The 10951-nt window shown below is 37.8% G+C and carries 10 protein-coding genes; 3 read left to right on the forward strand and 7 right to left on the reverse strand.

Annotated elements, in window-relative coordinates; genetic code table 11:
- Window positions 1-106: 106 nt before the first annotated feature.
- Complete coding sequence (locus QNI22_RS15865) at window positions 107-1084, forward strand: helix-turn-helix transcriptional regulator (protein WP_314512053.1); 978 nt, start codon at window positions 107-109, stop codon at window positions 1082-1084.
- Window positions 1085-1143: 59 nt separating this feature from the next.
- Here the strand turns inward: QNI22_RS15865 and QNI22_RS15870 are convergent, their stop codons facing one another.
- Window positions 1144-1596: a DUF2721 domain-containing protein gene (locus QNI22_RS15870; RefSeq protein WP_314512054.1), complete on the reverse strand. Its 453-nt coding sequence runs from the start codon at window positions 1594-1596 to the stop codon at window positions 1144-1146.
- 408 nt (window positions 1597-2004) lie between these two features.
- On the opposite strand from QNI22_RS15870, the gene QNI22_RS15875 reads away from it, so the two are divergent.
- Window positions 2005-4992, forward strand: a complete 2988-nt coding sequence (locus tag QNI22_RS15875; protein WP_314512056.1) for a PD-(D/E)XK nuclease family protein — start codon at window positions 2005-2007, stop codon at window positions 4990-4992.
- Window positions 4993-5050: 58 nt separating this feature from the next.
- On the opposite strand, the gene tsf is transcribed toward QNI22_RS15875, so the two are convergent.
- The 6 genes from tsf to QNI22_RS15905 all read right to left on the reverse strand — a co-directional run bounded on the left by tsf (window position 5051) and on the right by QNI22_RS15905 (window position 10049).
- Complete coding sequence (gene tsf, locus QNI22_RS15880; protein WP_314512058.1) at window positions 5051-5881, reverse strand: translation elongation factor Ts; 831 nt, start codon at window positions 5879-5881, stop codon at window positions 5051-5053.
- Window positions 5882-6136: 255 nt separating this feature from the next.
- Window positions 6137-6928, reverse strand: a complete 792-nt coding sequence (rpsB, locus tag QNI22_RS15885; RefSeq protein WP_313980860.1) for a 30S ribosomal protein S2 — start codon at window positions 6926-6928, stop codon at window positions 6137-6139.
- Between the two features lie 128 nt (window positions 6929-7056).
- The gene (rpsI, locus tag QNI22_RS15890) at window positions 7057-7443 is read right to left on the reverse strand and encodes a 30S ribosomal protein S9 (RefSeq protein WP_313980862.1); all 387 of its coding nucleotides are present in this window, start codon (window positions 7441-7443) and stop codon (window positions 7057-7059) included.
- A gap of 83 nt (window positions 7444-7526) precedes the next feature.
- Window positions 7527-7976, reverse strand: a complete 450-nt coding sequence (rplM, locus tag QNI22_RS15895) for a 50S ribosomal protein L13 (protein WP_313980865.1) — start codon at window positions 7974-7976, stop codon at window positions 7527-7529.
- 174 nt (window positions 7977-8150) lie between these two features.
- The gene (locus tag QNI22_RS15900) at window positions 8151-8900 is read right to left on the reverse strand and encodes a DUF4262 domain-containing protein (RefSeq protein WP_314512061.1); all 750 of its coding nucleotides are present in this window, start codon (window positions 8898-8900) and stop codon (window positions 8151-8153) included.
- 33 nt (window positions 8901-8933) lie between these two features.
- Complete coding sequence (locus tag QNI22_RS15905) at window positions 8934-10049, reverse strand: AAA family ATPase (RefSeq protein WP_314512064.1); 1116 nt, start codon at window positions 10047-10049, stop codon at window positions 8934-8936.
- 395 nt (window positions 10050-10444) lie between these two features.
- On the opposite strand from QNI22_RS15905, the gene QNI22_RS15910 reads away from it, so the two are divergent.
- Window positions 10445-10936 (forward strand): hypothetical protein, encoded by a 492-nt coding sequence (locus tag QNI22_RS15910; protein WP_314512066.1) that lies wholly within the window; start codon window positions 10445-10447, stop codon window positions 10934-10936.
- Window positions 10937-10951: the final 15 nt, after the last annotated feature.

Raw genomic sequence — 10951 nt, forward strand, 5'->3', positions numbered from 1 at the left:
AAGGAAAAAAATATGGATGAATGGTAAGGAAGCTAGGAAATATAAAAAGTGTATGCTGCCAAAATCCTATTATTTTTGTATTTGTAACCTTTTATCAGAAATAAATATGAACCGTATAGATCGCTTACAGGCTATCCTGACCCAGTTACAAAGCAAACGAATTGTAAAAGCACAGGAGATTGCAGATCGGTTTGAGATTAGCTTACGTACTGTATACCGGGATATACGGGCTTTAGAGGAAGGAGGAGTCCCCATTGGAGCTGAAGCCGGGATAGGTTACTATCTAATGGAAGGATATCATCTACCTCCTGTAATGTTTTCTAATACAGAAGCACATGCACTTTTATTAGGAGCTAAATTAATAGAGAATATGGCCGATCAATCAGTAGATACTGCCTTCCAATCAGCTTTATATAAAATCAAATCTGTATTAAAGTCACATTCCAAAGAAAGTCTGGAAGATCTGGATCAGCGAATAAAAGTAGTTTCTAATACACGTACTGCACCCCAAACCTTCGACAGCCATTTTCTTGCTGACATTCAACAGGCACTAGCCCAACACCTGACAGTAACCATAGAATATTTCTCTTCATACAATACAAAACTTACCGAACGAACAGTAGAGCCTGTAGGATTGCTCTATTATAACTCAGACTGGCATATGATTGCCTATTGTCTGCTTCGAAATGATTACAGGGACTTCCGTGTAGATCGGATCAAAAGTCTGACATTTTCCAAAACATTTAAAAGCCGGTCTTCCGATACTCTTCAAAATTACCTGGATAGTCTTGCCAGGACTGAACATCTGGAGGAAGCTGTTATTATCTTTGATAAGGAAATACTGCGTTATGCAGCTCCACAAAGATATGGATATGGATTTGTATCAGAAGAAGATCTGGGGAATCAGGTACGCATGCGTTTTCTGGTAGGCTCTACTATGGGCATGGCTCACTGGCTACTTATGTACACTAATGCTGTCACTATCGAATCTCCATTTAGCCTCAAAGAAGCAGTTCAAAAACTAGTCATGGAATTACAAGAACATTACCTTACAGAATCCCAGTCAATCTCAACTGAAGATTAAACTTCTCGGCCAATGATTGGGCACACAGCACATGATTAATAATACTCTACCACCTTGTGTCATTTATGCTTCTTCTTGAAATTTATTCTATCAGGTAAGTCTATTCCAAATTCAGAGGGAAGACTCTCTTCCATATCACTTAATTGGATATTTAATGCTTTAGTTGACTTATAAATCTCTGCAACAGAGATACTCAATGAAACCATGAGAGTTACTAAGGAAGCTCCAAAAGCATAGGTAGCCCATTTCATGCTTTCATTAAAAATCAAAAACATACTCACTACACTTAAAAACAGACTCATCACCCCTACTACCTGCATGTTTCGGATCAAATTAATACGCTGCCGCAGATTATGGATCTGTGCAATTAGTTTAGGGTCATGACTATCCTGATACTGAGCATGTAAATTACGAATCAGGCTGGCAGTCGCCATAAAACGATTCGTATACGCCAGCATGAGTAATGATATTGTAGGAAAGATAAATGCAGGAACATTAACTGATAAATCCATAAAATCAGGCCGAGGCCTTATTAGTAACTTTTGAAATATACTATGTTTCTTCAAATGTCAAAAACTATTTGAGATTTTCATTAGAGAATAAATCCATATAGTGGACTAACAAACGTTAAATATATCTGATTATAAAACTTTCCGTTTCTTTAAAATCCTCCTAATATAAAACACTATCTGTTAACTTTTCTTTTATATAACTTCTCAGATATCTGAGGCTGTATTTTAGCAGTCTGTCCCTACTCTTATACCCTCCTTTCATTAAAATAAGAAAATTACTCTTTAAAATGGGAAGATCTTGCAGATAAACCCTAATTTTGTAAAAACTCGCATTTCATTTCTTCCTGAGTTAAATTCCTTTGCATATCGAAAACTCTCCTTACAGCTAAGGAGATGGGGGTGAGGTCAATGAATAAAACGTTTCTTGAGCAATCTGCAGAATATATCTTTACTAAATACCATGCTAATCTGGAGCAGGTGGTTGTTATATTACCTACTAATCGTGCCTGTTATTTTTTTAAGAGAGCTTTAGCTATGCAAACAGATCAGCCTGTCTGGTCTCCCAATATACAACCAATAGATGATTTTATAGCTCAGACAGCAGATGCGGAACTGATTGATCCCATACAACTGCTCTGGTTACTGTTTGACACCTGCCGAGAAACAGATCCCAAGATTCAGTTTGACCGGTTTACCTCCTGGGCCTATACGCTGCTTCAGGACTTTGACCATATTGATCAATACATGATCGAAGCAACGCAGCTATTTGAGTATTTATCTGAAGCCAAAACCATTGAACGATGGTTACCTGACATGCCAGATGGACGAACGCCACAAGCATTTACCAATACATTACCTAATTATTTTAAGCTCTGGAATAATCTGCACAACGTCTACCTGCGTTTAAAAGAACGTCTCAGTGAACAGGGAAAAGGGTATAGAGGTATGTTGTATCGTCGCATTGCAGAAAACCTCGACATATTATTGGACAATGAATCTGTCTATAAATACATATTTATTGGGTTTAATGCTTTAAGTCAGTCTGAACAAAAGATCTTCACAAAATTGGCAAAGAAAGGTAGAGGTGAAATTTTATGGGATACAGATGACTACTACATGGATGCTAATACGAATGTGAAAGCAGGTGATACGTTACGCCATTACCGAAATAGCGGAGAGTTCGGAGAATGGAACTGGCAATCACATGACTTGCTCCATCAGACTAAAAACATTTACATTATTGGTGTCCCTAATGTGAGTATTCAGGCAAAAGTTGCTATGCAGATTTACCGCAACCAGCTACTGGAAAACCAGACTGTAAAATCCAATGGACAGATCCAGTTGGATTTTACAGATATAGAAGAAGAATCAACGTCAGCCATGACAGCAATTGTATTGCCAGATGAAAATCTGTTAATGCCATTGTTAAATACTCTCCCAGCAGAAATCAAGGATTTTAATGTGACAATGGGGTTATCGCTGAAAAACTCCGGTTTGTATACATTAGTTGAGGCACTATTTGAACTGCATCACTTAACCTATCTTGAAAAACGTGACGGACAGAAGACAGTAAAACTTAGTCACAGATATATAACTAAAGTATTAACTCATCCCTTCATACGACAGTATGATTACCTGTTACAACGTCAGAGAAATGCGGATGGCACTGAACACAATAGTTATGTGCATACTATTTTGTATCAAATCTCTTTTCATAATAAAGTCTTCTTTACAGCAGACGAACTCTTTGCACTGTCAGAAAATCACCCATTCTTTCTTACACTGTTTACTCCTTGGCATGGGGAATCTCAACAGGCACTTAAGTGTTTTTATGAATTGATTGAACATCTGCGCCAGGTATACCAGGACCGAAAAGATGCACTTGAGATTGAATATCTGTATCTGTTCCGTCAAATGGTCCAGCGGCTGGACGATATCATGAAAGATCGTGCAGCTCGTCCTAATGCAGAAAAGCTTACTTTACGCTCATTCAGGTTATTTCTTAATGAGTTATTTCGTCAAACCAAGATCCCATTCAGTGGTGAACCGGTCAGCGATCTACAGATTATGGGTATGCTGGAAACTCGTACACTGGATTTTGATACAGTTATTTTGTTGTCTGCCAATGAGAATACGCTTCCTCAAGGTAAAAAGCAGCAATCGTTAATTCCATTTGACGCCAGTACTCAATTTGGGCTTCCTACTTATCGGACCCAGGAAGCGGTTATGAGCTACCATTTTTATCGGCTATTGCAACGTTCTGATACAATTTACCTATTGTACACACAACCTTCAGATTCCAATAAAAATGAGAAGAGTCGTTTTATACAACAGATAGAAAGCGAGCTAGTACGTTATAATCCCAATATTACACTCCACTATCCTACTGTTAGAGTTGTGGAAAATGAACTCAGTGATGTATTGCTCAATTATGAAGTGCAAAAATCAGAGCCAATACTCACTAAGATACGTGAAAGGCTGGGAGAAGGACTATACCCCTCACATGTCAATACCTTCATTGAATGCTCATTGAAATACTATTTTGCACATGTACTCAAGCTACATATGGAAGAAGAAGTTGGAGAAACACTTGATGCAGGAAAGTTCGGAGATCTGGTACACAAAACACTGGAAAGCCTGGATCGTGAGATGTCAGAAAGAAAAACCGCTATTCAGAAAGAAGACCTGGAGATCCTGTTTCCACAATTAGAAGCACGTGTGCGACATGAATTCGAAAATGCTTACCCGGATTATAGCATTGAAAGTGGATACAACCATGTGATGTACAAAGTTGCTGTTCGTCTGATTCAGAACTTTTTGCAACAACAGGTCGAAGAAAATGTCTTTCCAGTAGAGATTCTTGGATTAGAAAAAGAAATGACTGCTGATTTGCAAACTTTTGTACATGGTGATCCTGTGTACGTAAAGCTTACAGGCAAAATTGATCGTATTGACAAAACTGCCAATCAGGTACGAATTATTGATTACAAGACAGGTAAGGTGGAGAAGAAACACCTGAAAACAAATGGTTCTGAACAGGAAGAATTATTATTACAGGATAGCGAAGCTGGTAAAGTTCGTCAGTTATGGCTCTACAAATACATTGTTGCTAAGAAGGTAGCACAGGATAAAGGCCTTCAGTTAGCAGATCGTCATATACCTCTGGAGCAAAGCCAGCTTGTTGCAGGTATTTACTCATTTCGAAACCTGAAAGATGGTCTACTGGAAGATCACCTGCAAATGGGAGAAGGAACACCAGAATCTTTTGTTAAACATTCGGAAGAGTATTTGCAGAAATTACTGTTCAAGCTTCTTGATCCAGCTCAGCCCTTTGAACGTACCTCCAATGTTAAATTATGTACTATGTGTACATTTAAAAAGATCTGCAACCGATAAAAAAATGGCTCATAAGATAATCTTGTGAGCCATTTTTTAGGAATACGCTAAATTTATATTATCCGATCTGTACACGTTGGAAAGCGGAAACTGTCAATCCTTTGCTGATACCATCCAACATCTGAGCAACTGTTTTAGAACCATCTTTGATAAACTCCTGGTTCAACAATGTGCTTTCTTTAAAGAACTTGTTCAAACGGCCTTGAGCAATTTTCTCTAACATTGCTTCTGGTTTACCTTCGTTACGAGCCTGTTCTTTACCAATTTCAATTTCTTTCTCGATTACGTCAGTAGGTACTCCGTCTTTATCCAGAGCAACTGGCTTCATTGCAGCAATTTGCATAGCAACATCTTTACCAGCATCTGTTACTTCCGCACCATTGATGTTTTTCAATGCAACCAATACACCAATTTTGCTATTGCTATGCAGGTAGCTAATGATTTTCTCTCCTGTTACAATTGCATAACCAACCACATCGATTTTTTCACCGATTTTACCAGTCAGTTCAGTGATATATTCCTGGATCGTACGATCATCTATTTTAGAAGCAACCAACGCATCTTTATCAGCAGGCTTAGTAGATGTAGCCACATCTAGAATTTTCTGACCCAGGCTTAGGAATTCAGCATTTTTACCAACTGATTCTGTTTCGCAAGCCAAACCAAAAATAACAGATTCAGTCTGTGCAGCGTTTGTCTGAATGAAAACAACACCCTCTTTTGTCTCGTTATCAGCACGTTTCAAAGAGATTTTCTCTCCTTTTTTACGTAAAATTTCAATTGCTTTGTCAAAGTCTCCATCTGCTTCGGTCAGGGCTTGTTTACAGTCCATCATCCCCATTCCGGTCATTTGACGTAGTTTGTTAACATCTTGTGCAGTAATTGCCATAATCAATCAGGATAGTTATGTGTGAAAAGTTAATGAGTTAAGTTTTCGTAAAGCAAAGCAACCATTAGGTTAGCCTGCAAAATAAAAACCTACCTTCAATAAATGAATTCTTGTTTATTAACAAATGATTAATCCAGTCATGTATTTAACCAGATTAGGGTAAACTATAGTAGATATCTAAAAAAAATTGAACACTGAGGATTCAATGTTCAATTTCTGATAGATGATATATATCAAACAAACTCAGCGTTTGGATTAACCTTCTGCTTCGTCTGTGTCTACAGAGGCAACGGAAGGAGCTTCATCTACAGCACGTTTTGTATCTTCCTCTTCTTGTAATTTCTGATCGTCTTTGTCTTTCTTACGCTCCATCAATCCTTCTTCGATAGCCTTTCCGATTGCAGATGTTACTAAAGAAATTGATTTGAAAGCATCATCGTTGGCTGGGATTGGGAAATCAACCAGGTTCGGGTTAGAGTTAGTATCACACATAGCGATAACAGGGATACCCAAACGACGAGCTTCAGCAATAGCGATATGTTCACGTTTTACATCTACTACAAACAACGCTGCTGGCAAACGAGTTAAATCAGCCAGACCACCCAACAACTTCTCCAATTTATCTTTCTCACGACTCAGTGTCAAACGCTCACGCTTTGCAATACTTTGGTAAGACTCATCCTTCATCATTTTCTCCAGAGAAGACATTTTTTTCAATGACTTCCGGATTGTAGCGAAGTTAGTCAGCATACCACCTAACCAACGTTCTGTAACGTATGGCATTTTAAGGCGTTTTGCTTCTTCTGAAACCACTTCTTGTGCTTGTTTCTTTGTAGCAACAAACATGATCTTACGTCCAGAACGAACCATTTGACGAACAGCATGAGTAGCATCATCCAGGCAAGCCAGAGTTTTGTTCAGATCAAGAATGTGAATTCCATTTTTCTCCATGAAGATGTATGGAGCCATGCGGGGATCCCATTTACGGGTAAGGTGACCAAAATGCACACCGGCATCCAGGAGGTCTTTATATTCTAATTGAGCCATTTACAGAGTTTTAGATCATTAGCAGGGCATCGGTCTCTGCAAGCCACCGCTAAATCAAATGAAATAAAATAAAATAGTGTTCTTATTAGGAATGGTCTGAAACCACCTGCGCCAAGAACAAAAGCAGATTAACGCTTGCTGAACTGGAATCTACGACGAGCCTTACGACGACCGTATTTCTTACGTTCTACCATGCGAGGGTCACGAGTCAGATAACCTTCTTTTTTCAGGGCTGGGCGAAACTCAGCGTTTACTTCACATAACGCACGGGCAATCGCCATACGTAATGCTTCAGCTTGACCTGTAGTACCTCCACCTTTTACGTTTGCTTTCACATCGTAATTTCCCAAAGCCTGAATAGTAGCAAAAGGTTGGTTAACGATAGTTTGCAATACTTCTGTATGAAAATACTCTGTAAAACTACGGGCATTAACAGTAATATCGCCTTTACCTGGCTTCAGGTATACACGAGCTACTGAGGTCTTTCTTCGACCAATGGTATTAACCACTTCCATTTGTTTATTTTTTAATTTGTTTTCGTTTATCAGCTATATTGGATGTAACGATCACCTGATTTCCAGAAGAAGTACAGGCAAGCTTATTTACCAACTTTTACTTCTTTTGGCTGTTGAGCAGTATGAGGGTGCTCAGAACCACTGTATACGTACAAGTTAGTGAACAATCTGCGTCCTAAACGATTTTTAGGAAGCATACCTTTGATCGCGATTTCAACAATCTTAGCCGGATTCTTTTGCATGAATTCGCGGGGAGTTTTGAAACGCTGACCACCGGGATGACCTGTGTGACGGATGTATACTTTGTCAGTCATCTTATTGCCGGTCAAACGGATTTTGTCGGCGTTGATGATGATAACATTGTCACCACAGTCTACATGAGGCGTAAAACTAGGCTTGTGTTTGCCGCGGATGATCTTGGCAGCTTGACTTGCCAACCGTCCCAACACTTGAGATTCAGCGTCAATCACTACCCATCCTTTTTGTGCAGTAGCCTTATTAGCTGAAACTGTTTTGTAACTTAAATGATCCATGAGTGAAAATAGTATCTTAAAGTAGGTAAAAACCTATGCTTTCAAAAATAGGACTGCAAAGGTATGGTATTTGAAAATCTAAAGCAAGCGGAGGTTTAAAATTTATTTGGCAGGTATATAACGTGTATTATAAGGCACATAAATCCTTTATAATGTGCAAGTTTTCAGGTAGTATTATCCTTCTGCCCACTCTTCTGTATGCCATGTATCCTGCACATTATTGCGCCATGCACGCCATCCATAGGGTAGATAATAGATCTGATTTAAAGAGGAATCTAACTCAACCAAGCTTTTAAGACTAACCACTATACCCTCATTTTCCTGTGGATCTGCTTCACTATGGAACTGCCAGTCACCATCTTCATTATGATATACATAGAGTATTGGCTTACCATCAAGCACATGTTGGGTTGTAAATACAGCAAGGTTGTGCTCTTCTAAAAATCGAAAATCCGCATTGCGATCCAGTAAAGGTTGTATAAATTTCAGATCTTGATCAAATCCTTCTTTCCAAGGCAATACCCCCTTGTTATCAGGCCATACCAATTGAAGAACTGGAAAATCCGATCCTTCATAATACCATCTGGCATATCCAAAATAATCAGAATAATACTCTTTGCTTACCTTTATAAATTCCACATCAAAATCTTCCAGAAAGTCTGCATAGGCGCAGTCTGTCTCAAGATTATATCCTTTCTCAATAAGATATCCTGCATTGTTAAGTACTTCTCCCAACAATTCTGGCTCTAATCCAACACACACAATTTCCGGATGTTCATAGGTCTCATATAAGCCGATTGTATAAGCAAAAGCAGGCAAATAGCCATCGCTTTCAATTATTCCAATATGAAACCCGTACTTTTCTATATCACTGATAATCTGCGCTTCAGCTTCCTGATCGTGTTGATCATGATTAATTTCCATATCTATTTGATAAACGAGTAATATTTTGATAAACTATCTGAAACCAATTTTTGGTTTGGGTGCTTCGTATGTTTGCTCTTCCTGATTGTAAATATCACATAAACGCATGGATTTAGTAATCTTTGTAGAGAAATTTAATGACTCTGATAGTTTTTGAGCTTTTTCCTGTATAAGTTCTCCAAATTCATATTTGGCAATAAGCCGGCCTTTCCGCAATAATGCACTATCAACAGAGGAAAGTTGTGTATTAAAAGTGCAAATGATCTGAATATTGAGGCAGTCAGAGAGTAGACCATCAGATAAATTGAGTAAGGTAGAAATAGCAGAACTCTGTGTTTGTGAACGATCTGTTATAATATTTTCGGCATCTTCTATCACTAGAATGGAATTGGGATTATCCAGTAATAATTCCATAAAATCCGGACGGGCAATGTTTACAGCAAGTTCTGGGGGTAGAAATACGACCTTCTTATTTACCTTTCCAACTAGATAGCGTAGATACGTTGTTTTCCCTGTTCCAGGCAAACCATGTAATAACACCAGGCCTTTATCATTTTTCTTATTCAGACGCTTCAAAATAACCTTATGAACAGGTTCAAAATCATCATTGTAATGTGTATGAATGTTGAGTTTAGTTGGATTTACCTTTACAGAATTGAGCCTTAAATATTCACTTCCTGTAAGTATATAAATTTCACGTTGCAGATGTTTGCGGACAAATTCAGGTAGCTTCTGAGTCAGCGCAGATACGTCAGAAGATGAATCTGAATGTAACAACAACAATTCATATTCATTCAGTAGAATAATCATTTCATTTTTCAGCACAAAGATTGTCTCTATATCTGACTTTTTGCGTACACTTAATGCTTCACTTTTATAGGTATATATTGATTCCAGTACATCTTTATACTCTTTCTGAATCCAACTATTGATTTTCGGACTATCAATATCATAAAATACCATTACGTTAAACAGCTTCCCAAACCGCAGAAAAAAATACCGTTTAATATTAAACAGATTATCATTCATGAAGAGAGGTAATGTATCTGTTCGCTTTTTTAATGTAGCCTCATCCACATGTAACAATGAAATCTGTTCATCAGAACCCAGTTCATTCTCTGTGATAGCAATATGTTTTAACGTATTCATTATGAGAGACAAGATTTATGAAATAAATGTATTTTCTTTCTATTGATACAACTGGACAACAAAAAGTAATGTTTTCGAAAGCAAAATAGTAATGGGTTCCTGTGCTAGCTTATCTTTGTAACAATCCGCTCACGATCAATCTCTTGAGAAATCCGAATATACTAATTCTCTTAACCAGATCAGATATTATCCACTTCATTTTGCAGATACTTATCTCTTCAAAGATATTTTCAAACCAACAGTATTATCTGCTTTTCATCAGGCGTAGTTTTTGTACATAACTGACAAGATACGCAACCTTTGCCTACCTCAATATTTAAGTATACTAATATCTAAACTAAAATTAGGATAGTAATAAAAATGCGTTGTATCTTTCGGGGCATCGCCACAAGCCTATGGAAAATTTTTATGTAGACCTGGATACATATAATCAGGTTACACCTTCACAAACAGAGCGGCAAATCCTACTTATCATAGGAATTCTATTTGGAATGGGCTCTGTCTTCTTATTTATTTTAGGACTGACACAGACTGATATTTATCTGGTCATTTCGCTAGTCAATGCGCTATTATGCCTCGGGCTGGCAATTGGAGCAATATATCTTTATAGAGGGCGTAATCTCTATTCTTTACCACTGGGAACCTTTTTTCTACTTAATGAGGAGAAGATAAGTTATAAGTTTTCTCTTTTCTCTAAAGTCAGGCAATACAACTGGGCAGAAATTAAGAAAGCAGAAATGAGTATGTTTGTAATCTACTTATGGATTGGAAACGAATTTCACGAGATAGATTTACAGGAAGTGAAAGATAAAGGGCAACAACGCATTCTAAAGCAAAAATTTAAAGAAGCACTAAAAACCCGTGAGTTTCTTCAGCAACCTGCTTAAAATATAAAAGCCCTT

This window comes from Xanthocytophaga agilis (genome assembly GCF_030068605.1).
Lineage (GTDB): Bacteria > Bacteroidota > Bacteroidia > Cytophagales > 172606-1 > Xanthocytophaga > Xanthocytophaga agilis.

Bases quoted from the DNA above. Each gene is read 5' to 3' on its own strand.
- rpsI (WP_313980862.1), bottom strand. From the start codon at position 7,443: ATGGAAGTGGTTAATACCATTGGTCGAAGAAAGACCTCAGTAGCTCGT.
- rplM (WP_313980865.1), bottom strand. From the start codon at position 7,976: ATGGATCATTTAAGTTACAAAACAGTTTCAGCTAATAAGGCTACTGCA.
- QNI22_RS15900 (WP_314512061.1), bottom strand. From the start codon at position 8,900: ATGGAAATTAATCATGATCAACACGATCAGGAAGCTGAAGCGCAGATT.
- QNI22_RS15905 (WP_314512064.1), bottom strand. From the start codon at position 10,049: ATGAATACGTTAAAACATATTGCTATCACAGAGAATGAACTGGGTTCT.
- rpsB (WP_313980860.1), bottom strand. From the start codon at position 6,928: ATGGCTCAATTAGAATATAAAGACCTCCTGGATGCCGGTGTGCATTTT.
- tsf (WP_314512058.1), bottom strand. From the start codon at position 5,881: ATGGCAATTACTGCACAAGATGTTAACAAACTACGTCAAATGACCGGA.
- QNI22_RS15875 (WP_314512056.1), top strand. From the start codon at position 2,005: ATGAATAAAACGTTTCTTGAGCAATCTGCAGAATATATCTTTACTAAA.
- QNI22_RS15870 (WP_314512054.1), bottom strand. From the start codon at position 1,596: ATGGATTTATCAGTTAATGTTCCTGCATTTATCTTTCCTACAATATCA.
- QNI22_RS15910 (WP_314512066.1), top strand. From the start codon at position 10,445: ATGGAAAATTTTTATGTAGACCTGGATACATATAATCAGGTTACACCT.
- QNI22_RS15865 (WP_314512053.1), top strand. From the start codon at position 107: ATGAACCGTATAGATCGCTTACAGGCTATCCTGACCCAGTTACAAAGC.